Raw genomic sequence first — 23,073 nt, 5'->3', positions numbered from 1 at the left:
TCGGGGCGGGCGGGGGTTTTTTGTTCGGGGGGGGCCCCACCCGCCCCCCAACACCCCCAAAAACCCCGGGGCGGGCCCCGGTAAGCCATCGAAGGCACCGACCCACCAACGACTCCCGCCCGCCGAAGACCCAGACGCACCCTGTGCAACACCCACCCCCCACAGATAACGACTTGGTTGCCTCGGCGCCGCTCGCTATTGACGCCTCATTCACGCCAGCCGTACGGTCCTCACGACGAATTGGAAAGTTTCCTAACAGTTAACAGTCAGCCGCCACGGAAGGCAGGTGCCGTCATGGCAGCAGCAGGCAGCCCGCCGGGAACCCCGGGTACCCCACGCGTCCTGCGCGCCATGAACGACCGGGCCGTACTCGACCTCCTCGTCGCCCACGGCCCCCTCACCCGCACCCGTATCGGCGAGCTGACGGGCCTGTCGAAGCCCACCACCTCGCAGCTCCTCGGCCGCCTGGAGACCGCCGGACTCGTCCACACCACCGGCAGCCTCAGCGGACGTCCCGGCCCCAACGCCCTTCTGTACGAGATCGATCCGGGCGCCGGCCACGTCGCGGCACTCTCCGCCGACCCCACCGGCATCACCGCACTCGTCGCCGACATCACCGGCACCGTGCTCGGCAAGGAGCGCGTGGAGGCCGACGCCGTCGCCGAGGACGTGCGCCACCGCACCGCCCAGCTCGTCGCGGAGGCCGTCGACGGCGCCCTGCGGCAGGCGAAACTCGGCCACGACGACCTGCGGGCCGCGGTGATCGGCACCCCCGGCGCCATCGACCCGCACACCGGCCAGCTCCGCTACGCCCCGCACCTGCCGGGCTGGCACTCCCGCACCCTGCGCGACGACCTCGCCGCCGTCCTCGGCACGCCCGTCCACATCGAGAACGACGTGAACCTGGCCGCCGTCGCCGAGCAGTACGAGGGCGCCGCCCAGGACTTCGACAACTACGTACTGACCTGGCTCGACGAAGGCGTCGGCGCCGCCATCGTGCTCGGCGGCACCCTGCTGCGCGGCGCGACCGGCGGCGCGGGCGAGATCGGCTACATGCCGCTGCCGGGCGCCCCGCTGGCCCGCGGCGGCACGGCGGGCGGCGGTGACGGCGGCTTCGAGAGCCTCGTCTCGGCGTACGTGGTACGTGAACTGGCGGGAGGCGGCGCGACGTTGACGGAGGTCATGGCCGACGACGCCGCGCTCGGCGAGGTCGCGCGGCGCATCGCCACCGGCATCGCCGCCGTCGTCGCCGTCGTCGACCCCGAACTCGTCGTGCTCTCCGGCTCGGTGTCCCAGGCCGGCGGCGACAAGCTGCGGATCCGCGTCGAGGAGGAGCTGACCGGGCTCGCCCTGCCGCGCCCGCAGGTCCGTATCAGCGAGCTCGACGGCGACCCGATCCTCACCGGCGCCCTCCGCTCTGCCCTCACCCAGGCCCGCGACCAGGTCTTCGACACGGCCTGAGGTCCATCCCCGCACGTCACCCGCAGGCACACCACCTCCCCCTCTCGAAAAGGAAGTCCGCCATGCCGCGATGGCGCATGCCCACTTGCGCGTCCGCGGCGCTCGCCGCAGCCGGTCTGTTGCTCTCCGGCTGTGCCAACCCGAGCGTCGGCAGCGCGAACGATGACCCGACCAAGCCGGTCACCCTGAAGTTCTGGCACGGCTGGTCGACGCCCGGCGAGGTCAAGGCCGTCGAGGCGAGCATCGACCGCTTCGAGAAGCTGCACCCGAACATCAAGGTGAAGGCCACCGGGAACGTCTCCGACGCCACCGTCAATCAGGCGCTGCGGGCGGGCGGCGACAAGGCCCCGGACGTGGTGTCGTCGTTCACCACCAACAACGTGGGGCAGTACTGCGACTCCGGGATGTGGACGGACCTCGACCCGTTCATGAAGAAGACCGGCCTCGACAAGAGGAAGACCTTCCCCAAGACGCTGCTCGACTACACCAGCTACCGGGGCAGTCAGTGCGCCCTGCCGCTGCTCGCCGACGCCTACGGGATGTACTACAACAAGGACGCCTACGCGAAGGCGGGCATCGAGCGCCCGCCCCGCACGATGTCCGAGTTCGAGGAGGTCGCGAAGAAGCTGACCGTGCGCAGCGGCAAGCACTCGTACAAGCAGGTCGGCTTCATGCCCAACTTCCGCTTCTACCAGAACAGCCCGGACCGGCTCTTCGCCCAGTGGGGGCCGAAGTACTTCGACGGGAAGGGTGATTCGCGGCTTGCGGATGACCCCTCTACGTACAAGTTCTTCAAGACCGCGCACCGACTGGCCGATGCCCAGGGCGGCTTCGGTGATCTGGAGCGGTTCCGCCTCACCTTCGGCGACGAGATGTCCAGCCAGAACGCCTTCCTGACCGGGAAGGTCGCCATGCACCTCGACGGTGAGTGGCGCGGGCTGATGCTGGGCGAGGCCAAAGCGGACTTCGACTGGGGCGTGGCGCCGCTGCCCGTCCCCGACGACCAGGCCGATACGTACGGGCGCGGCTTCATCACCGGCACCGTCGCCGGCATCGCGCACAGCAGCAAGCACCAGAACGCCGCGTGGGAGCTGGTGAGGTTCCTGACCGCGGACACCAAGCAGGTGGTGGACTTCGCCAACGACATCCACAACGTGCCCTCCACCTTCGCGGCGCTCAAGTCACCCGATCTGGACGCCGATCCGACCTTCCGGACCTTCTTCGACATCCTGGAGAACAAGCACAGCAAGGCCCTGCCGCCCTCCGTCAACGGCGGCGCCTATGTCGTCTCGCTCCAGGACTTCTCGTACTCCGCCGAGGCCGGACGCATCCCCGACCTGCGCAAGGGCCTGAAGAAGCTCGACGAGCAGATCGACGCCGACACCCTCCAGTCGAAGAGCTGAAGAGCTGAGGACCCCGCCATGGCACTGACCCTCTCCAACCCCGCGCGCCGCAGACTGCGCACGCTCGGCTTCCTCTCCCCCTGGCTGGTCGGCTTCAGCGTCTTCTTCGCGTATCCGCTGATCGCCACGGTCTACTTCTCGTTCATGCACTACAACCAGATCAAGGAGCCCACCTTCGTGGGCCTCAGGAACTGGCGGTACGTGTTCGAGCAGATGCCCCTGTTCGGGCCCGCGCTGTGGAACACCCTCTGGCTCGTCGTGATCATGGTGGCCGTGCGGGTCGTTTTCGGGCTCTCGCTCGGGCTGCTCATCACGAAGATCAAGACGGGCGCCGGTTTCTTCCGCACCGCCTTCTACCTTCCGTATCTCGCGCCGCCCGTGGCCGCCACCGTCGCCTTCGTCTTCCTGCTCAATCCGGGCACGGGTCCGGTGAACGAGATACTCGAAGCGGTCGGGATCTCCGGGCCCAACTGGTTCAACGACCCCGACACCGCCAAGCCCTCGCTGGTGCTGCTCTCCCTGTGGGGCATCGGCGACCTGATGGTGATCTTCATGGCGGCGCTGCTCGACGTGCCGAAGGAGCAGTACGAGGCCGCGGAGCTCGACGGCGCCGGGCCCATCGCCAAGTTCCGCTACGTGACCTGGCCCGCGATCACACCCATCGTGATGTTCGCGGTGGTCACCGGCGTCGTGCAGACCATGCAGTACTACACGCAGGCCCTGGTCGCGGGGAAGGTCGCGTCCGGCGTCAACATCGGGCCCGGGTCCGTCATCCAGCCGGGATACCCCGACCACTCGACCCTCACGGTCCCCCAGCTCGTCTACCAGATGGGCTTCCAGAACTTCAACACCGGTGCCGCGTGCGTGCTCTCGCTCGTACTCTTCGCCATCGCCATGTCCGTGACGATGCTCCTGATGCGCAAGCGCTCCGGGCTGCTCGCGGCGGAGGACTGAGGATTCCGATGACTTCCACGACTCTCAGCGCGCCCACACCGGCGTCGCCGTCCGAACGGACCGCCCCCACCCGGGGCCCCGCCGCCGCCCGCGCCCGCCGCAAGCGCGTCCTGCACTGGATCGCCGTGCACAGCGTCGCGATAGCCGTCGCGCTGCTCTTCGTCCTGCCGTTCGTCTTCGTCTTCCTGACGTCGGTGATGAGCGACTCGCAGGCGATGAGCGGCGACCTGTGGCCCCACTCCTGGCACTGGTCCAACTACAAGGCCGTGTTCGAGACGCCGGGCTTCCTCGACTGGTGGCGCAACTCGCTCCTCTACGCGGGCCTCGGCACCCTCTTCACGGTCTGCTCGGCGATCCCGGTGGCGTACGCGCTCGCCAAGTTCCGCTTCCGCGGACGGCGCACCGCGATGCTGCTCGTCATCTCGACGATGATGCTGCCGCCGCAGGTCATCGTGATCCCGATGTACCTGGTCTGGGCCCAGCAGTTCCATCTGTCGGGCACCCTGTGGCCGCTGATCATCCCGATGGCCTTCGGGGACGCGTACTCGATCTTCCTGCTTCGGCAGTTCCTCCTCACCATCCCCAAGGAGTACATCGAGTCGGCGAAGGTCGACGGGTGTGGTGAGTTCCGTACGATGGTCAAGATCGTCGTCCCGATGGCCAAGCCGGGCATCGCCGCCATCGCGCTCTTCCAGTTCTTCTACTGCTGGAACGACTACTTCGGGCCGCAGATCTACGCGGCCCAGGATCCCGGCGCCTGGACGCTGAGTTACGGCCTGGAGTCGTTCAAGAGCGCCCACAGCGTCAACTGGAACATGACGATGGCCGCGACGCTGCTCGTCATGGCGCCCGTCATCATCATCTTCTTCTTCGCACAGAAGGCCTTCGTCGAAGGCGTCACCCTCACCGGAGTAAAGGGCTGAGAACCGATATGAAGCTCGCAGTGGTCGGCGGAGGGTCGACCTACACACCCGAACTCATCGACGGATTCGCACGGTTGAGGGACAGCCTGCCGATCGAGGAACTGGTCCTGGTGGACCCGGCCGCCGACCGCCTGGAACTGGTGGGCGGCCTCGCGCGGCGCATCTTCGCCAAGCAGGGGCACCCCGGCCGCATCGTCACCACGTCCGACGTGGACGCGGGCGTCGCGGACGCCGACGCCGTCCTCCTGCAGCTGCGCGTCGGCGGGCAGGCCGCCCGCAAACAGGACGAGACGTGGCCGCTGGAGTGCGGCTGCGTCGGGCAGGAGACCACCGGCGCGGGGGGCCTCGCCAAGGCCCTGCGTACGGTGCCGGTCGTCCTCGACATCGCCGAGCGCGTCCGGCGCACCAACCCCGACGCCTGGATCATCGACTTCACCAATCCGGTGGGCATCGTGACGCGGGCGCTGCTCCAGGCCGGGCACAAGGCCGTCGGCCTCTGCAACGTGGCGATCGGCTTCCAGCGCAAGTTCGCCAAGCTGCTCGACGTCGCGCCGGGCGAGGTCCATCTGGATCACGTCGGCCTCAACCACCTCACGTGGGAGACGGGCGTACGTCTTGGGGGGCCCGGCGGCGACGACATCCTGCCCGAGCTCATCGCCGAGCACGGGGACGCGGTCGCCGAGGACCTGCGCATGCCGCGCGCCATCGTCGACCGGCTCGGCGTCGTCCCTTCGTACTATCTGCGCTACTTCTACCAGCACGACGCCGTGGTCGAGGAGCTGCGGACCAAGCCGTCGCGGGCCGCTGAAGTGGCCGCGATGGAGCTGGAGTTGCTGGAGATGTACGGCGACCCGACGCTCGACGAGAAGCCGGAACTGCTCGCCAAGCGCGGCGGCGCCTTCTACTCCGAGGCTGCCGTCGACCTCGCGGCCTCGCTGCTCGGCAACGGCGGCAGCCCGTACCAGGTGGTCAACACCGTCAACAACGGCACGTTGCCGTTCCTGCCCGACGACGCGGTCATCGAGGTGCAGGCCACGGTCGACGGCAAGGGCGCGAAGCCGCTGGCCGTGCCGAAGCTCGACCCGCTGTACGCCGGGCTCATCGCCAACGTCACCGGCTACGAGGACCTGGCCCTGCAAGCAGCCCTGCACGGCGGCCGCGAGCGCGTCTTCAAGGCGCTGCTCGCCCACCCGCTGGTCGGCCAGTACGCGTACGCGGAACAGCTCACCGACCGCCTCATCGCGCACAACCGGGAGCACCTGGCGTGGGCGTAGGCACGAGCGTGCTCGCGATCGACGCGGGCAACAGCAAGACCGACGTCGCGGTGGTCGCGGCCGACGGCGAGGTCGTCGGCGCGGCCCGCGGCGGCGGGTTCCAGCCGCCCCTCGTCGGGGTCGGGCCCGCGGTGGACATCCTCGCGGAGGCGGTGGCACGAGCGCTCGACGAGGCCGGTACGGCCTCCGTGGGGCATGTGTCCGCCTGCCTCGCCAACGCCGACCTCCCCGTCGAGGAGCGGGAGCTGGCCGAGGCCCTGCGCGAGCGCGCCTGGGGGCCCTCGGTCGACGTGCGCAACGACACCTTCGCCATCCTGCGCGCCGGCCTCCTTGAGGACACCGAGCCGCGCGGCGTCGCCGTGGTGTGCGGGGCGGGCATCAACTGCGTCGGCATGCTGCCGGACGGGCGCACCGCCCGCTTCCCCGCCATCGGCCGCATCTCCGGCGACTGGGGCGGTGGCGGCGGCCTCGCCGAGGAGGCGCTGTGGCACGCGGCGCGCGCCGAGGACGGCCGCGGCGAGGCGACGGCGCTGCGCGAGGCGCTGCCCGCACACTTCGGGCTGGCGTCCATGTACGCGCTGATCGAGGCCCTCCACCTCGGCTCCGTCGCGCCGGTACGGCGGCACGAACTGACCCCGGTCCTCTTCGCCACCGCGGCGTCCGGCGACGCCGTGGCCCGCTCGCTCGTGGACCGGATGGCCGACGAGGTGGTGGCCATGGCGACCGTGGCCCTCGACCGCCTCGGCCTGCTCGACGAACCGGCGCCGGTCCTGCTCGGCGGCAGCGTACTCGCGGCGCGTCACCCGCAACTGGATGACCGCGTACGGGCGTTGCTCGCCGACCGGGCGCCCAAGGCGGTGCCTCAAGTGGTCGTCGCGCGCCCCGTGCTCGGCGCGGCTCTCCTCGGCCTCGATCAGGTGGGGGCGCCGACGCGGGTGCACGCGCGCGTGCGGGCCCACTACGAGTAGGCGTACGGGCGCCCGCCGTTGACGTCCCGGCGTCGACGGGGGGGGGCGCACGGCGGGCGCGCGGACGGAACCGAACACCCCTCAATCTCGTGTACATGGGCAGGGAACCGCACAAGATCGAGTCAAGGCCTGTGCGGATGTCGGTCCCGGCGGCGATACTTGCGGCCGAGCACTTCTTCCCGCGCCGCGCACGCCTGGCGGAGCAGCGGAAGCAACCGTCCGGAGACCGAGGGGGAGGTCGAGGTCAAGGTGACACATCCGCCGCACGGCAGCGCGGCACCGCCGGGCCCGCCGGGTCCGCCCGGACAGGTGCCGGGGGCGCCGGGGCAGACCGCGCCCGCGATGCCCGCCGTGCCGCCACAGGCACCGGGCACCCCGCCCGCGGCCTCACCGCAGGCGCCGCAAACGGTGCAGACCGCGCAGACCGCCACCGCCGCTCGCCGCACCGCCTGGTCGGAAGGTGTGGACCGGCTGCGCGGCGCCGCGACCACGGAACCGGGCAAGCTCCGCATCATCGGCGCCGTACTGGCCCTGCTCGTCGTCGCGTTCGGCGCGATCACCACCTGGCAGATGACGGACCGCTCGGCCGCCGCGGACGACGTGCTGCACCGCAGCCAGCCGCTGAGCGCCGCCGCGGCCGAGATCTACCGCTCGCTCGCGGACGCCAACACCGCGGCGTCCAGCGGCTTCCTCGCGGGCGGCCAGGAGCCCACCGCCGTCCGTGCCCGGTACGAGCACGACGTCGAGCGGGCCGCCGAGAAGCTGGCCACCGCCGCGTCGAACGCCGGATCGGGATCGTCGTCGGCGGCCTCCGTGAGCAAGCTGAACAAGCTCCTGCCCCAGTACACCGGCCTGATCGAGCGTGCCCGCGCCAACAACCGCCAGGGCCTGCCGCTCGGCGGCGCCTATCTGCGGTACGCGAACGACAAGATGCAGAACCAGATGCTCCCGGCCGCCGAGAAGCTCTACAAGGCGGAGAACGCACGGCTCGGCTCCGACTACGACAGCGCCAAGCCGTACCCCTGGTTCGCCATCGCCCTCGGCGTCCTCGCGCTCGCCGCACTCGGCTGGGCCCAGCGCCGCAACTACCGCCGCACGAACCGGGTGTTCAACCACGGACTGCTCGCCGCGACCGCGGCCGCCACGGTCGTGATGCTCTGGCTCGTCGTCGGCCACACCGTCGCGCGCTCGGGCCTCAACGACTCGTACGACCACGGCGTCCGGTCCCTGAACGTCCTCAACGACGCCCGCATCAGCTCTCTGAAGGCCCGCGGCAACGAGAACCTCACGCTGGTCAGCAGGGGCGCCGAGACCACCGAGGTGGCGGGCGAGCCGCAGGACAAGTTCGACGTCGCCTACCGCGCCCAGATGAAGCAGCTGGGCGACGGCGAGAAGGGCCTGCTCGGGAGGGCGGCCGACCTCGCGGGCGACGACTCGGACGGCAAGAAGCCGGTCGCCGACGCCGTCGCCAACGTGGGCGTCTGGAAGGACCGCCACAAGGTGGCCCGCGCCAGCGACGACTCCGGTGACTACCAGGGCGCACTGGACAAGGTCATCGGCGCCAAGGTCGACGAGCCGACCGGCGAGTGCTTCGACAACGTGGACGCGGCCCTCGACTTGGCTCTCGCGCACGAGCAGCGCCAGTTCAAGCAGGCGGCCGAGGACGGCAGGGGCGCCATGAGCGGATTGCCGGTCGGCGCCGCGGTCCTGGCGGTGCTCGCCGCGGCGGGCGCCGTCCTCGGCATCGGCCGCAGGCTTTCGGAGTACCGGTGACGGGGCCAGATGTGACCGGGCCAGATGTGACCGGGCCAGATGTGACCGGGCCAGATGTGAGAGGGGGCGCGCAGACGATGCGGACGCGACGCGGCACGGCCGGCAGGCTGCGCGGCTGGGGCGGCACGGGGGCGATGGGCCTGGCCTGCGCCCTCACGGGAACGCTGCTCCTGGTGCTCCCGCAGTGGGGCGAGGGCGGGGACGACAGAGCGGACCGCGGCGGTCCGGCCGCCTCGGTGGCCGCTCCCGGGCGGGCCGACGCGGACGACTGCAATGACCGCAGCCTGTCCCCCAGTTCCGACGACGGCCCGACGATCGACAAGATCAAGAACCGCGAGGTCAAGAAGCTCGTCGTCGGCGTCGACCAGAACAGCTACCGCTGGGGCTACCGCGACCCGAACAAGCCGGGCGGCGAGCTGGAGGGCTTCGACATCGACCTCGCGCACAAGATCGCCGAGGAGATCTTCGGCGACCGCGACGCCGTCGTGTTCCGCGCCATACCCACCAACCAGCGCATACCGGCGATCCAGAGCGGCCAGGTCGACATGGTGGTGCGCACCATGACGGTCAACTGCAAGCGCCTTGAGGACGTCGACTTCTCCACCGGCTACTTCGAGACGGGCCAGCAGGTGCTCGCCCCGAAGAAGGTCAAGGGCATCACGGGCTACAACCCCTCGCTCGCCGGCAAGAAGATCTGCTCCGCCTCCGGCTCCATCGCCGAGGAAGAGCTCAAGAAGAAGAACTACGGCGCCGATATCTCCACCACGGTCCCCAACCAACTCGACTGCCTGGTACGGCTCCAGCTCGGCGAGGTGGACGCCGTGGTGACCGACAGCGCGCTCGCCGCCGGTCAGGCCGCACAGGACCCGACCGTCGAGCTCAAGGGCAAGGAGCCGTTCACCACGGAGCACTACGCCGTGGCGATGAAGAAGGGCTCCGACGACCTGGTTCGCCGGGTCAACAAGGTCCTCGACGACTACCGCAAGGACGACGGCTGGCAGAAGTCGTACGACAAGTGGCTGAAGGACGGCCTCAAGAAGAAGGCCAGCCCGCCGGACCCCGAGTACCGCGACTGATCCGGAACAGACAACCGACCTGGTACCACTGGAGAGTTACGACGGGAGAGTTACGACGGGAGAGTTACGAAGGGGGACTCACGGCCGAGGACTCACGGCAACCCGGAGCGGTAACGCACAGCGGCAACGCACAGCGGCAACACAGAGCGGAGAGGTGATCGATGAGCGGCGCGGGACCCCCCGGTCCGGTGATGGACCGGGACGAGGTGGACCGTGCGCTGGCGCGCCTCGACGCCGAGCACGAGGCGATCGAGACGTCGCTCCTCGCCCTCCAGGACCACGCGGGCCGACGCCTCCTCGAAGGCGCCCGGCTGACCGGCGTCACCGAGGAGCGCTGGACGGCGACGGAGAGCCGGATCACGCTGCTCTGGGCCTACTTCGACGCGTATGCCGGTGCGCTGCACACCGCGCGCGAGGTGCGTGAGCGCAGGCGCTGGCCGAACCGGGACGACCTCGTCGAGCTGACGGAGCTGCTGCGCGGCGACTCCGTGACCGTCGCGGGCGCCTCCGCGTCCGGCACGTCCCCCTCGATCACCAGCCCCGCCAAGCTGACCGAACGCTTCACGCTCGAACAGCTCGTGGCCCGGATGAACGAGCTGTACGCGCACTCCCTCGACATGGTCGTCGCCGCCGACGCGGTGTGGTCCGCGCTGCCCGCCCGCATCGACCTGCTCGCCGCCGAGCTCGCCCGTACCCGCCAGCTCGCCCACTCCGTCGGGGTCCGCCCCGGTGAGCATCCCTCGGGCGACGACCTGGAGCGCATCACGCGCACCCTGACCGTCCTGCGCGAGCAGGTGGTCTCCGACCCGCTGGCCTTCTGGCGGCGCGCGGAGGGCAGTTCGGCGCCGGGCGGCGGCCGCCCGCACACCGATCGGTACGACCGCGAGGCCCGCGCCCTGGAGGAGGTGCGCCGCGAGATCGACGCGGTGCTCACCGTCCGTCAGGACGCGGAGGTCCGCCTCGGCAGGCTGCGCGACGTGCTCTCGCGCGCGGACCGCACCCTCGCCGAGGCCAGGAGCGCCCGCGGCGAGGTCCTCGCGAAGATCGCCGCCTCCGAGGTGCCCGCGGTCAGCGGCCCGCCGACCGCGCTGCAGGAGCAGCTCGCGATGGCCTCCGACTACCGCAGGAGCGCGCAGTGGCACCGCCTCTCCCCGCTCCTGGAGTCCCTTGAGGAGAAGGCCGAGGACGAACTCCTGCGCGCCCGCGAGTCGTTGTCGGCCGTCACGGCCCCGCTCGCGGTCCGCGCGGAGCTGCGCGGCCGCCTGGACGCGTACAAGGCGAAGGTCGCCCGGCTCGGCCACGCCGAGGACCCGTTCCTGATCGAGCGGTACGACGCGGCGCGCCGGATGCTGTGGAGCGCGCCCTGCGATCTCCGCGTGGCGGAGCAGGCGGTCCTGCGCTACCAGCAGGCCGCCGCCGAGGCGCTCGCGCCGAGAGTCCCGCAGCAGGGCGGGCCCACCGACCGGACGGGGGAATCGTGAGCCAGCGGCAGTGTCAGCGGCCCGGATGCACGGGGTCGTACGAGGACGTCGGCGGCGGCGAGCTGTACTGCGACACCTGCGGTCTCGCCCCGGTCGTCGCGTCCAACGGCATGGTGGGCTCGACGCCGACCGGCATCACGGGCGGCGGCAAGGGGTCGCGGGGCTCCGGGAGTTCCGGTTCCGGCTCGTCCGCACGCTCGTCCCGGTCGTCCTCGCGCTCGTCGCGGTCGTCCCGGTCGTCCCGGTCGCAGTCCTCGCGCAGGTCGGTCTCAGGGCGGCTCTCCCGCTCCCTGTCCGGCGGTTCGACGTCCCGTTCGGTGTCGGTGCGCAGCTCGGGCTCGGCGGCCTCGTCCTCGGGCCGCGGGCGGCTCGGCATGGGCCTGGTCGCGGTGCCGGACGTGCCGCGCCCCGACCCGCACGGCGCGGTCCAGGAGAACCCCGAGGTCCCCGAGCGGAAGCGGTTCTGCTCGCGCTCGGACTGCGGGGCGCCGGTGGGCCGGGCGCGCGGTGACCGCCCCGGCCGCACCGAGGGCTTCTGCACCAAGTGCGGTCACCCGTACTCCTTCGTGCCGAAGCTGCAGGCCGGTGACATCGTGCACGGCCAGTACCAGGTCGTGGGCTGTCTGGCGCACGGCGGCCTCGGCTGGGTCTATCTCGCCATCGACCGCGCGGTGTCCGACCGCTGGGTGGTCCTCAAGGGCCTGCTCGACACCGGCGACCAGGACGCGATGGCCGCCGCGATCTCCGAGCGCCGCTTCCTCGCCGAGATCGAGCACGCCAACATCGTCCGGATCTACAACTTCGTCGAGCACCTCGACCAGCGCACGGGCTCCATGGACGGGTACATCGTCATGGAGTACGTGGGCGGCAAGTCGCTGAAGGAGATCGCCAACGGCCGCCGCACGGCCGAGGGACGGCGCGATCCGCTGCCGGTCGAGCAGGCGTGCGCGTACGGCATCGAGGCCCTCGAAGCCCTCGGGCACCTGCACAGCCGCAACCTCCTGTACTGCGACTTCAAGGTCGACAACGCCATCCAGACCGAGGGCCAGCTCAAGCTCATCGACATGGGCGCGGTCCGCCGGATGGACGACGACGAGTCCGCGATCTACGGCACGGTCGGCTACCAGGCTCCCGAAGTCGCCGAGACGGGGCCCTCGGTGGCCTCCGATCTCTACACCGTCGCGCGCACGCTCGCGGTCCTGACCTTCGACTTCCAGGGCTATACGAACGTGTTCGTGGACTCCCTGCCCGATCCGGACAACATCGAGGTCTTCCGTACGTACGAGTCGTTCTACCGGCTCCTCGTACGGGCCACGGACCCGGACCCGGTCCGCCGCTTCGCCACCGCGCAGGAGATGGCCGAGCAGCTCACGGGCGTCCTGCGGGAGGTCGTGGCGCTGCAGACGGGGCGGCCGCGGCCCGCGCTCTCCACGCTGTTCGGGCCCGAGGTGAAGGTGCCGGACACCGAACTGTTCGCGGAGCTCACGGCGGACGTGTCCCTCCTGGGGGCGCGCGCCGAGGCGAACGGAGCGGGCGCTCAGGGCACGTCAGGTGCTCGGGGCACGTCAGGTGCCTGGGGCACGTCAGGTGCCCGGGGCGCCCCGGAGATCGCCCCGCAGACCACCCCTGAAATCGCTCCGGGCATCGTCAGGGGCATCGACTCGGTCGCGACGGCCCTCACGCTGCCCGTCCCCCTCGTGGACCCCAACGACCCGAACGCCGGGTTCCTCGCCGGTCTCATCGCGTCCGCGCCCGCCGAGCTGATCACGGCGCTGCGGGCGGCGCCCGCCGACTCGCTCGAACTGCAGCTGAGCGGCCTGCGCGCCCGCCTCACCATGGGCGAACTGGCGCCCGCCGCCCAGGCGCTCGCCGATCTGGAGCTGGAGCATCCGGACGACTGGCGGGTGGTCTGGTACCGGGGCGTGGCCGCCCTGGCCACCGGCGACTTCGAGAATTCGGCGCTGTCCTTCGACGCGGTCTACGACGCGTTCCCCGGCGAACCCGCGCCGAAGCTCGCGCTCGGCGTGTGCGCGGAGGTCCTCGGCCAGCTGGACAACGCCGCCGAGTACTACCGGCTGGTGTGGGCCACCGACCCGAGCTATGTGAGCGCGGCGTTCGGCCTGGCCCGCGTGCGGCTCGCCGCCGGTGACAGGACCGGCGCCGTGGGCACCCTGGAGTCCGTGCCGGAGTCGTCCATCCACTACACCGCGGCCCGGGTCGCGGCGGTGCGGGCGCGGCTGCGGCAGCGCATGGCTTCCGGTTCCGCGCTCTCGCCGGACACGGCATTCCTGGACGACCTGACGGCCGCCGCGGGGCAGATCGAGGCGCTCGCGGGCTTCGGCCTCGACGCGGTGCGCAGGGAGCGCCTGTCGACCGAGGTTCTGGGGACGGCCCTCGACTGGGTACTCTCCGGTAAGCACTCTGGTCACGTCTCCGCGTCACCGGCCACCACCGGAACGCGGGCCGTACTGCTCGGCAGTGATCTGGACGAGCGCGGCCTCCGGTTCGGTCTGGAGCGTTCGTACCGGACACTGGCCCGGCTCGCACAGGGTGGCGAGGAGAGGATCGAACTGGTGGAACGGGCAAACCGTTTCCGCCCCCGGACGTGGGTGTGAGTATGTCGCAGATGCCCCAGCTGTCTGCCTGCCCCAGCTGTGAGGAGCCGCTGGAGTCGGGCGACCTGTATTGCGGAGCGTGCGGGTTCGACCTGTCGGCGGTGCCACCGCGACCGGCCGCTTCCCCGAACGGCGCCGCGAAACCCGCCGCCACGGAGGCCATGGCCGCCGCGGATGCCACGGATGCCACGGATGCCACCGACGGCGAGTCCGCGCGGTGGCCCGTCGCTCCGGACGCCGACAGTTCCGACCTGCCGGTGCCGCCCCACCTGCCGACGGACCTGGCGGGCACGGACTCGGCGGGCGGCGAGCTCTCGGGAGCCGCCGTGCCCGCCACCGGGGCCGCAGCGCCCGCCGCCGCCGGAGCCGCAGCGCCCGCCGCCGGAGCCGCCGAGGAGCCGGACGAGTACCCTCTGCCCGCCCCCGCGGACCCTCGTACGGAGGCCCCCGACCCCACGCCCGCCGCGGGCACCAAGCTCTGCGTGGCCTGCCGTTCGGGCCGGGTGGACCCGGACGGGTACTGCGAGAACTGCGGGCACGCCCAGCCGCGCGAGCGCGACCACATGGAGCAGGAGCTCGGCACGGTCGCCGCGGTCAGCGACCGCGGCCTGCGCCACCACCGCAACGAGGACGCCTTCGCGATCTCCGAGGCCACGCTGCCCGACGGCTCGCCCGCCGTCGTCGCGATCGTCTGCGACGGCGTCTCCTCCGCGACCCGCCCGGACGAGGCCTCGCTCGCCGCCTCCCGCGCCGCCGACGCCTCGCTGCTCGCGGGCCTCGAACGCGGCAGCCACCCGCAGCAGGCCATGCACGACGCGATCCTCGCGGCGGCCGACGCCGTCAACGCGCTCGCCGCCGAACCGGCCGCTGCCCGCGAACACAGCCCCCACCAGAACGCGCCCGCCTGCACGCTGGTCGGCGCGGTCGTCGCCGGTGGCCTGCTCGTCGTCGGCTGGGTCGGCGACAGCCGCGCCTACTGGGTCCCCGACGACCGCGGCGGCCCCACCGTCCGACTGACCGAGGACGACTCGTGGGCCGCGCAGATGGTCGCCGCGGGACTGATGAACGAGGCCGAGGCGTACGCCGATGAGCGCGCGCACGCCATCACCGGCTGGCTCGGCGCGGACGCGTACGAACTGGAGCCGCACACCGCTTCCTTCAAGCCGGACCGTGCGGGTGTAGTGGTGGTGTGCACGGACGGACTGTGGAACTACGCGGAAGGCGTCGACGAGATGGCCGACGCGGTGCCCGCCGACTCCGCGGACCGGCCGCTGCACAGCGCCCAGGTCCTGGTCGGTCACGCGCTGGACGGCGGGGGGCACGACAACGTAACAGTGGCCGTCGTGCCGTTCCCGTTCGTGCCGCAAGGGGCAGGATCGGCCTAGGGCCTGATCCGCAGGACAGGCCACAGGGCCGGGCAGATCGGCCCGGAAGCCGGGCGGGGGGCCGTGCCGGTTCGTGTGGTGTGAGGTTTTCAGGATCTGAGGGGGAGCAGTTCCATGGCCAATTTCTCGAAATCGAACGTGCCGCAGTTCTCGGTGGACGTCTACCAGAACGAGTACCTCCCGGAAGGCGGCCGGGAGGTCAACGCCATCGCCACGGTCACCTCGACCGGCGGCGGGACCGTCGGGTCCGCCGTGAGCGCCCCGCATCTGTACGCGGCCGGGCAGACCCCGGACGCCGCCGTGGCGATCATGGTCGACTGTTCCGGTTCGATGGACTACCCGCCGACGAAGATGCGGGGCGCGCGGGACGCGACCGCCGCGGCGATCGACGCCGTGCGCGACGGCGTGCACTTCGCGGTGATCGGCGGCACGCACGTCGCCAAGGAGATCTACCCGGGCGGCGGCCGTCTCGCGGTGGCAGGGGCGCAGACCCGCGACCAGGCCAAGCAGGCGCTGCGCAGGCTGAGCGCGGGCGGCGGCACGGCGATCGGCACCTGGCTGCGCCTAGCCGACCGCCTCCTGTCCTCCGCCGACGTCACCATCCGGCACGGCATCCTGCTCACCGACGGCCGCAATGAACACGAGTCCCCGGGCGACCTCCAGGCCGCGCTCGACTCCTGCGCGGGCCGCTTCACCTGCGACGCCCGCGGTGTCGGCACGGACTGGGAGGTGAAGGAGGTCACAGGGATCGCCTCCGCGCTGCTCGGCACCGCCGACATCGTCGCCGACCCGGCCGGGCTCGCCGCCGACTTCACGCAGATGATGGAGACGGCGATGGGCAAGGAGGTCGCGGACGTCAGCCTGCGGCTGTGGACGCCGGTGGGCGTGGAGATCAGGTTCGTCAAGCAAGTGGCGCCCACGGTCGAGGAGTTGACCGAGCGCCGCACGGAGGCGGGCCCACGCGCCGGGGACTACCCCACGGGGTCCTGGGGCGACGAGTCCCGGGATTACCACATCTGTGTACATGTGCCGGGCGCCGAGCTGGGCCAGGAGATGCTCGCGGCCCGGGTCTCGCTGATCGTGCCGAGTGAGGACGGCAGCGCGCAGACGCTGTCGCAGGGCCTGGTGCGGGCGGTGTGGACGGACGACATGACGGCCTCCACATCGATCAATCCGCAGGTCGCGCACTACACGGGCCAGGCGGAACTGGCACAAGTCATCCAGCAGGGACTCGACGCCCGCAAATCGGGAGATGTCGACGGCGCGACGGCGAAACTGGGCCGCGCGGTGCAGCTCGCCGGCGCCTCGGGCAACGCCGATACGGCGAAACTGCTTTCGAAGGTGGTGGACGTCGTGGACGCCGCGGCAGGTACTGTTCGATTGAAGGCGAAGGTCGCCGAGGCCGACGAGATGACACTCGAGACCCGGTCGACGAAGACCGTTCGCGTGAAGAAGCAGTAGCGCGGCGCGCACGCGCCGTTCGACCCACAGCGATGCATGACAGCGATGCACGACGGCGTGCACCGCAGCGTGCACCACAGCGATGTACGGCCCTCGGGCCGGAGAAGGAGAGGGGGAAGCGCCGACATGCCGACCTGCCCGAACGGACACCAGTCGGGTTCCGATGACTGGTGCGAGGTCTGCGGTCACCGCATGGCCGGTGCCGTCCCGCCCCCGCCGCCTCCCCCGCCCCCGGCCCCGGCCGGGTACGGCTATCCCCCGCCGCCGCCCGGCCAGGACCCGGGCTTCCCGCAGCCCGCGCCGGGCCGCCCGCATCTGGCCGCCGTGCCGGATCCGGCCCCCGAGGCGGAGCTCTGCCCGCAGTGCCGCACCCCCCGCGAGGCGAACGCGCCGTTCTGCGAGGAGTGCCGCTGGAACTTCCTGACGAACACGGCCACCTCGTACACTCCGGCCGCGCCGAACCCGCCGCTGCCGAGCACGCAGGGCGGCCCCGGCCCCGGTCGCGGCCCCGGCCCCGGTCGCGGCCCCGGCTCAGGTCGCGGACCCGGGCTCGGTCATGGCCCTGGTCACGGCCCCGGCCCGGGCATGCCGCCGGGCCCGAACCCGGCGCAGCAGTTCCAGCAGCCCCCGCCGGGATACGAGTACCAGGGCTCGCGCCCCTCGCAGATGAACCGCCCCGCCGAGCCGATCCCGCCGTTCGGAAACGGCGGCGGCCAGCAGGGTCCGGGGCAGCAGGGTCCGGGTCAGCAGGGCCCCGGTCCGCACGGCCCCGGCCCCGGCCAGCACGGTCAGCCCGGCCCGCAGGGCCACCCCGGTCAGGGTCATCCCGGTCAGGGTCATCCCGGTCAGGGCCACCCCGGTCAGGGCCATCCCGGTCAAGGCCAGATGCCGCCCGGCGCCCCGCAGGCGTTCCAGCAGCCGGGCCCGCCCGCGCCCCCCGCGTTCCCGCAGGGACCCGGCGCGCCGCAGGGCCCGCCGCCGCCCGGCCCGTCCTTCGGCGGCGGAGACGACGACTGGGTGATCTCGCCGCCCTCGGCCCAGGCCCCGCCCACCGCTCAGGCCCCGCCCGCCGCTCAGGCCCCGCCCTCGGCCCAGGCTCCGGCCCCGACCCAGGCCCCGCAGGAACCGTTCCAGACCCAGGAGCCCTTCCGCTCCCAGGAACCGTTCCAGTCTCAGGAGCCCTTCCAGCCCCGGGAACCGTTCCCGCAGGGCCCCGGGCAGCCGCAGGCACACCAGCCCCAGGCGCAGCCCCAGCAGGGCCCCGGCACGTGGACGGCGACGATCGCTCCCGACCGCGAGTACTTCATGGCGATGATGCAGCGCAGCGGCCCGGAGGCATCGGGCCTGAACCTGCCCGCGTACTCGCCGGAGCAGCAGCGCCCGCTCGTCGGCAACCAGCTCACCATCGGCCGCCGTCGGCACTCCACCGGCGACACCCCGGACATCGACCTGTCGGTGCCGCCGGAGGACCCGGGCGTCTCTCACCAGCACGCGGTCCTGGTCCAGCAGCCGGACGGCAGCTGGGCGGTCGTCGACCAGAACTCGACCAACGGCACCACGGTCAACGGCGGCGAGGAGCCCATCCAGCCCTTCGTCCCGATCCCGCTCCAGGACGGCGACCAGGTGCACGTGGGCGCCTGGACGACGATCACGGTCCGCCGCGACTGAGCCGGATCGAAGACAGGCTCTAAAGCGGCCAGACGTACGGCCCTTCGGGGTCGTCCAGCCAGGCCCATTCGTACGGCCCCCGCACGGTGATCCCGAAGCGCTCGCGCACCGGCAGCCCCTCGCGCTGCCACAGCGCGAGCGCTTCGTGCGGATCGAGGCTGCCCGCGGTCAGCTCGAGAAGGAAGCGGAAGAGCTCGTTCTGCAGGGCTCCGCGCGGCAGGCCCCCGATGTGCTGCTCGTACGGGGCCCGCGCGTCACCGCCGCGCAGCGGTACGAAATAGGCGGGCGTGTGCAGGAAGCGCCCCTCGGCGTGCTCCGCGTCCGCGACGGTCAGCGCGATCAGGCCGGTGGCCAGCGGCGCGAGGATCCGGGCGCCGGGCCTGCACTGGCCGAGCCAGGCCCTGGGCACCGAGGTCAGGGTGCAGGTGGCGATGATCCGGTCGTAGGGCGCGCGCTCGGGGCAGCCGGCCGCGCCGTCCCCGGTCACCACGGCCGGACGGTAGCCCGCCGCCGCCAGGTGCTGGCGCGCGGACTCCGTGATCTCGGGGTCCAGGTCGACGGTCGTGACGTGGTCGTCGCCGAGCCGGTGGGCGAGCAGCGCCGCGTTGTAGCCGGTGCCCGCGCCGATCTCCAGCACGTCGCAGCTCTCGCCGTCCGGCACAGCCAGCTCCGCGAGCATCTTCGCCATCAGGGACGGCTGGCTGCTGGAGGAGACGAGCTCCCCGTCGCGCACGCGGGTCGCCAGCGGGGTGTCGGTGTAGCAGCCGCGCAGCCAGCGGGCGCGGCGCCGTTCGTCGGGGTCCTCGCCCCACAGGCGCTCGTACCCACCGCTCGCGCCCACGTAGTAGTAGGGCACGAACAGGTGCCGCGGGACGGCCTCGAACGCCGCCCGCCAGGCAGGGGCCTCCTGCCAGGCCCCGCTCGCCCCGATCTCGCGCACGAGGGCGGCCCGGGCGTCGAGGACATGGACAGGATCGGCTTCCATGGGTCCACTGTGCTGCGCCGACGGCCGCGATGCGAGTGGCGGAACCCGGCCGGGGGCCACCCCGCCGTCCCGGGGATGGTCATGGATGACCATGGACCATCCATGAATGACCATGGATGGTCCTAAGCCTTCCGTACTCGGCCGCCCCGTCTGAGACCATGGAACGTGTGAAAGAGATCCCGCGCGGCACGCTTCAGGAGCAGACCTACTACGAACAGGTCGGCGGCGAGGAGACCTTCCGGCGCCTGGTGCATTTCTTCTACCAGGGGGTCGCGGAGGACCCGCTGCTCCGGCCGATGTACCCGGAGGAGGACCTGGGCCCGGCCGAGGAGCGCCTCGCGCTCTTCCTCATGCAGTACTGGGGCGGTCCTCGTACGTACAGCGACAACCGCGGCCACCCCCGCCTGCGCATGCGGCACGCGCCGTTCACCGTCGACCGGGCCGCGCACGACGCCTGGCTGAAGCACATGCGCACGGCGGTCGACCAGCTCGGCCTCTCCGAGGAGCACGAGCGGACGCTGTGGAACTACCTGACGTACGCGGCGGCGTCCATGGTCAACTCCGAGGGCTGAGGCCCTCCCCCCTGCCCGTCCAGCCTCTCGTCGGCCCCTCGTCGGCCCCTCATGTCAGGGTCCCGTTTGCCCTTTCTGTCAGCGCTCTCGCCCCTTCCGTAACTGCCTTCCCTCTGAAAACATCCGGTAACTGCCGGGGGGCGGAACAGCGGCACAGGCACAAGCACACGCCCATGCGCACCTGCATGCGCGGGCAGGGGCACGGGGGGTCGACCGGGTGACAGGGTTCGTTCTTCTGCGCGTGCGTGCCCACCGGCTGCTGCTCGCCGCCGCGCTCCTCGCCATCCTGCTCACCACGGCGGTCCTCGCCACCCTCACCGCGTTCTCCGGGGCGATCGGCGACGCCGCGCTGCGGCACACCCTGCGCACCCGCTCCGCGGACCCGGCGGCGCTCGTCGTCCGCAGCCAAGTCGCCTCGCGCGAGGACGAGTCGGCGGACCGCGCGGTACGGGACGGGGCGCGGCGCACCTTCGACGGCCTCCCCGTGCGACTGCTCTCCCTGACCCGCTCGGGTACGTACGCGCTGCCCGGCAGCCGCCACGCGGACCAGCCCGACCTCACCCGCTTCGCGGCCCTCGACCGCTCCAGGCTCCGCCTCACCAAGGGCAGTTGGCCGAGTGCCGACGGCAGCGCGCAGCGGCGGACCGGCCACGGCGAGCGCCCCGTCGAGGTGGCTCTGCCCGAGGCCGCGGCCGCCCGGCTCCGCCTCGGCCCGGGATCGGCCCCCGTCACCCTCACCGACCGCCTGACCGGCCCGAAGGTCACCGTCCGTGTCACCGGCGTCTACCGCCCCGCCGATCCCGCCGATCCGTACTGGCGCCTGGACGAGCTGGGCGGACGCGGCCTGCGCCAGGGCGTGTTCAGGGTGTACGGGCCGCTGCTCGTCGACCCGGCGGTGCTCACCGGCTCGCGCGTCACCGCCGACGGCACGCAGTGGCTGGCCACCGCCGATTTCGAGGCCGTCACCACGGGCCGTATCGGCGCGCTGCGCGACGCGGCCGCCAAAGGCCCCGCCGCCCTCGTCAAGAGCCCTGCCCTGAGCGGCAGTCCGAGCGCCACGACCGCGCTGCCCGACGTTCTCGACCGGGCCGAACGCGCGCTGCTCGTGTCCCGATCCACCCTGCTCATCGTCGCCCTGCAGCTGATCATGCTCGCCGGTTACGCGCTGCTCCTGGTCGCCCGGCTGCTCGCCGCCGAACGCGGCGGTGAGACCGAACTGCTCCTCGCCCGGGGCGGCGCACGGAGCCGCGTCGCGTGCCTCGCGGCGGTGGAGGCGCTGCTGCTCGCGCTGCCCGCCGCCGTCCTCACACCGCTCCTCGCGGGCCCGCTGACCGGGCTGCTCGCCGGGCAGGGCGCCCTGGCGCGGACCGGTCTCCACCTGGACGTGTCGGCGAGGGCCGCCGTCTGGTCGGCCGCCGCGGTCACCGCCCTCGGCTGCGCGCTCGCGGTGGTCACGCCCGCCCTTTCGGCCACCGCGGGCGTACGGCGCTCCGTACGGGCCGCCGCGCTGCCCGCGCCGCTGCGGGCGGGCGCGGACGTGGGGCTCCTCGTGATCGCCGCGGTCGCGTACTGGCAACTGGACAGCCGCACTTCGGGCTCGGGCGCGCTCAGCGACGACCGGTCCGGGCAGCTCGGCATCGACCCGCTCCTGGTGGCCGCGCCCGCCCTCGCGCTCCTCGCCGGCACCGTGGTCACGCTGCGTCTCCTGCCGCCCGCCGCCAGGCTCGCCGAGCGGTGGGCGGCGAAGGGGCGCGGGCTGCCAGGGGCGCTCGCGGGCTGGCAGCTCAGCAGGCGGCCGCTGCGCGGGGCGGGTCCTGTGCTGCTGCTCGTCCTGGCCGTGGCGATGGGGCTGCTGGCCATCGGGCAGGGCGCGTCATGGAACCGTTCTCAGGAAGACCAGGCGGACTTCCGGGCGGGCGCCCAGATCCGGGTGCTCGGCAGCCGGGTGCCGGAGAGCGAGCAGTGCAAGGTCTTCGGGGCGCTGCCCGGGGTGCGGGCGGCCGCGCCCGCGACCCGTTTCTCCATGGAACTGTCCGACGACCGGCAGGCCACGGTCCTGGCCCTCGACATGACGCACGCGGCGGCGGGACTGCTGATCCGCGGGGACGACGGAAGCGGGGACGACGGGGGCGATGAGGGTGGCGGGAGCCGCGAGGGTGGCGGGGGCCGTGCGGCGGTCGCGGCGGCGCTCGCGCCGGGACCGGCGCGGCGCGAAGGGAGCTCCCCGCTGCGGGCCGTCGTGACGGACGCGTTCCTGCGGGCGGGCGGCGCGAAGGTCGGCGCGAGCATGGACGTGCCGACGGGGAAGGGAACGCTGCGGGTGCGGATCGTGAAGGCGGTACGGGAGCTGCCGACGACCGCGGCGCAGGACGGGGCGGGTTCGGGTGCGTCCGTCGGCGGTGAGGGCTCCGGCGCCTCCGGGGGCGGTCCGGACGGCGGCGCCGTGCTGCTCGACCTGCCGAGCGTGAACGCCCGCCTCGCGGACACCGGCAAGACCCCGCTGCCCCCTACGGAGTGGTGGCTGACCACCCGGCGGGGCACCGCCGACCGGACGGCCGCCGCTCTGCGCGCCCGCCCCGACGTCGACCCCGACCAGATCCTCGTACGCGATGAGATCGCCACGGAGCTGCGCGACGACCCGCTCGGCGCGGGCCCGCAGTCGGCGCTGCTCGCGGTCGCCGCGGCGGCCGCCGCCCTTGCCGCGGTCGGCTTCGCGGTGAGTGCGGCGGGGTCGCTGCGCGAACGGACCGCGGAGTTCGCGGTGTTGCGCGCGCTCGGTGCCCCGCGCCGCCGCCTCGCCCTGCTGATCGCGGCGGAACAGGGCTTCCTCCTCGGCCTCGCGCTCCTGGTGGGCCTGGGCCTCGGCGTGGCCCTGACCCGCGCCGTGGTCCCCCTGATCGTCCTCACCGGCGAGGCGACCCAGCCGGTCCCCCCGGTCTTGGTCCAGCTCCCCGTCGCCCGGGCCGCGACCCTGCTGGCCGCGGTCGCCGCCGTCCCCCTCCTGATCATCACGGCTCTCTCGCTGCGCCGCGGCGACCCCACGGTGTCCCTGCGCCACGACGGGAGCAACTGAC

16 protein-coding genes are annotated in these 23,073 nt (G+C 72.4%); 15 read left to right on the top strand and 1 reads right to left on the bottom strand.

The annotated features are described in order from the left end of the window. Positions 1-294: 294 nt before the first annotated feature. The 13 genes from ABZ953_RS32175 to ABZ953_RS32115 all read left to right on the top strand — a co-directional run bounded on the left by ABZ953_RS32175 (position 295) and on the right by ABZ953_RS32115 (position 18,442). On the top strand, positions 295-1,461 hold the full coding sequence (locus ABZ953_RS32175; RefSeq protein ID WP_361731353.1) for an ROK family transcriptional regulator: 1,167 nt from the start codon (positions 295-297) through the stop codon (positions 1,459-1,461). A 62-nt stretch (positions 1,462-1,523) separates the two neighbouring features. Further along, positions 1,524-2,864: an ABC transporter substrate-binding protein gene (locus tag ABZ953_RS32170; protein ID WP_361731351.1), complete on the top strand. Its 1,341-nt coding sequence runs from the start codon at positions 1,524-1,526 to the stop codon at positions 2,862-2,864. A gap of 18 nt (positions 2,865-2,882) precedes the next feature. Next, the gene (locus tag ABZ953_RS32165; protein ID WP_361731348.1) at positions 2,883-3,818 is read left to right on the top strand and encodes a sugar ABC transporter permease; all 936 of its coding nucleotides are present in this window, start codon (positions 2,883-2,885) and stop codon (positions 3,816-3,818) included. 8 nt (positions 3,819-3,826) lie between these two features. After that, entirely contained in the window at positions 3,827-4,741 is a 915-nt protein-coding gene (locus tag ABZ953_RS32160; protein ID WP_361731345.1) for a carbohydrate ABC transporter permease, read from the top strand. Positions 4,742-4,749: 8 nt separating this feature from the next. Further along, positions 4,750-6,015 carry a 6-phospho-beta-glucosidase gene (locus tag ABZ953_RS32155; protein WP_361731342.1) on the top strand — a complete coding sequence of 422 codons (1,266 nt, stop codon included), beginning with the start codon at positions 4,750-4,752 and terminating at the stop codon, positions 6,013-6,015. Next, a complete protein-coding gene (locus tag ABZ953_RS32150; protein WP_361731339.1) occupies positions 6,006-6,983 on the top strand; it encodes a BadF/BadG/BcrA/BcrD ATPase family protein in 978 nt (325 codons plus the stop codon). The genes ABZ953_RS32155 and ABZ953_RS32150 overlap by 10 nt, the downstream gene beginning before the upstream one ends. 249 nt (positions 6,984-7,232) lie before the next feature. Next, positions 7,233-8,756 (top strand): hypothetical protein, encoded by a 1,524-nt coding sequence (locus ABZ953_RS32145; protein ID WP_361731336.1) that lies wholly within the window; start codon positions 7,233-7,235, stop codon positions 8,754-8,756. Positions 8,757-8,833: 77 nt separating this feature from the next. Further along, positions 8,834-9,832, top strand: a complete 999-nt coding sequence (locus tag ABZ953_RS32140) for a glutamate ABC transporter substrate-binding protein (RefSeq protein WP_361731334.1) — start codon at positions 8,834-8,836, stop codon at positions 9,830-9,832. Positions 9,833-9,993: 161 nt separating this feature from the next. After that, complete coding sequence (locus tag ABZ953_RS32135) at positions 9,994-11,313, top strand: hypothetical protein (RefSeq protein ID WP_361731331.1); 1,320 nt, start codon at positions 9,994-9,996, stop codon at positions 11,311-11,313. Further along, on the top strand, positions 11,310-13,928 hold the full coding sequence (locus tag ABZ953_RS32130; RefSeq protein WP_361731328.1) for a tetratricopeptide repeat protein: 2,619 nt from the start codon (positions 11,310-11,312) through the stop codon (positions 13,926-13,928). Before ABZ953_RS32135 ends, ABZ953_RS32130 begins: the two co-directional genes overlap by 4 nt. 2 nt (positions 13,929-13,930) lie before the next feature. Then, positions 13,931-15,313, top strand: coding sequence for a PP2C family serine/threonine-protein phosphatase (locus tag ABZ953_RS32125; protein ID WP_361731325.1), 1,383 nt, complete (start codon positions 13,931-13,933; stop codon positions 15,311-15,313). Between the two features lie 114 nt (positions 15,314-15,427). Beyond that, a complete protein-coding gene (locus tag ABZ953_RS32120; RefSeq protein WP_361731322.1) occupies positions 15,428-16,774 on the top strand; it encodes a VWA domain-containing protein in 1,347 nt (448 codons plus the stop codon). A gap of 126 nt (positions 16,775-16,900) precedes the next feature. Then, positions 16,901-18,442, top strand: a complete 1,542-nt coding sequence (locus ABZ953_RS32115; RefSeq protein ID WP_361731319.1) for an FHA domain-containing protein — start codon at positions 16,901-16,903, stop codon at positions 18,440-18,442. 19 nt (positions 18,443-18,461) lie between these two features. Here the strand turns inward: ABZ953_RS32115 and ABZ953_RS32110 are convergent, their stop codons facing one another. Then, positions 18,462-19,427, bottom strand: a complete 966-nt coding sequence (locus ABZ953_RS32110) for a methyltransferase domain-containing protein (RefSeq protein WP_361731317.1) — start codon at positions 19,425-19,427, stop codon at positions 18,462-18,464. Positions 19,428-19,585: 158 nt separating this feature from the next. On the opposite strand from ABZ953_RS32110, the gene ABZ953_RS32105 reads away from it, so the two are divergent. Together ABZ953_RS32105 and ABZ953_RS32100 are read left to right on the top strand one after the other, a co-directional pair. Then, positions 19,586-19,999, top strand: coding sequence for a globin (locus ABZ953_RS32105; protein WP_361731314.1), 414 nt, complete (start codon positions 19,586-19,588; stop codon positions 19,997-19,999). Between the two features lie 217 nt (positions 20,000-20,216). Continuing rightward, positions 20,217-23,072 (top strand): FtsX-like permease family protein, encoded by a 2,856-nt coding sequence (locus ABZ953_RS32100; protein WP_361731311.1) that lies wholly within the window; start codon positions 20,217-20,219, stop codon positions 23,070-23,072. Position 23,073 lies beyond the last annotated feature (1 nt).

Source organism: Streptomyces sp. NPDC046465 (assembly GCF_040646035.1).
Taxonomy (GTDB): Bacteria; Actinomycetota; Actinomycetes; order Streptomycetales; family Streptomycetaceae; genus Streptomyces.
The sequence above is the reverse complement of the archived record's forward strand: the minus strand, read 5'-3'. Positions and strand labels throughout refer to the sequence as shown.

Bases quoted from the DNA above. Each gene is read 5' to 3' on its own strand.
- ABZ953_RS32140 (WP_361731334.1), top strand. From the start codon at position 8,834: ATGCGGACGCGACGCGGCACGGCCGGCAGGCTGCGCGGCTGGGGCGGC.
- ABZ953_RS32165 (WP_361731348.1), top strand. From the start codon at position 2,883: ATGGCACTGACCCTCTCCAACCCCGCGCGCCGCAGACTGCGCACGCTC.
- ABZ953_RS32175 (WP_361731353.1), top strand. From the start codon at position 295: ATGGCAGCAGCAGGCAGCCCGCCGGGAACCCCGGGTACCCCACGCGTC.
- ABZ953_RS32120 (WP_361731322.1), top strand. From the start codon at position 15,428: ATGGCCAATTTCTCGAAATCGAACGTGCCGCAGTTCTCGGTGGACGTC.
- ABZ953_RS32160 (WP_361731345.1), top strand. From the start codon at position 3,827: ATGACTTCCACGACTCTCAGCGCGCCCACACCGGCGTCGCCGTCCGAA.
- ABZ953_RS32170 (WP_361731351.1), top strand. From the start codon at position 1,524: ATGCCGCGATGGCGCATGCCCACTTGCGCGTCCGCGGCGCTCGCCGCA.
- ABZ953_RS32135 (WP_361731331.1), top strand. From the start codon at position 9,994: ATGAGCGGCGCGGGACCCCCCGGTCCGGTGATGGACCGGGACGAGGTG.
- ABZ953_RS32110 (WP_361731317.1), bottom strand. From the start codon at position 19,427: ATGGAAGCCGATCCTGTCCATGTCCTCGACGCCCGGGCCGCCCTCGTG.
- ABZ953_RS32115 (WP_361731319.1), top strand. From the start codon at position 16,901: ATGCCGACCTGCCCGAACGGACACCAGTCGGGTTCCGATGACTGGTGC.
- ABZ953_RS32155 (WP_361731342.1), top strand. From the start codon at position 4,750: ATGAAGCTCGCAGTGGTCGGCGGAGGGTCGACCTACACACCCGAACTC.
- ABZ953_RS32105 (WP_361731314.1), top strand. From the start codon at position 19,586: ATGGAACGTGTGAAAGAGATCCCGCGCGGCACGCTTCAGGAGCAGACC.
- ABZ953_RS32125 (WP_361731325.1), top strand. From the start codon at position 13,931: ATGTCGCAGATGCCCCAGCTGTCTGCCTGCCCCAGCTGTGAGGAGCCG.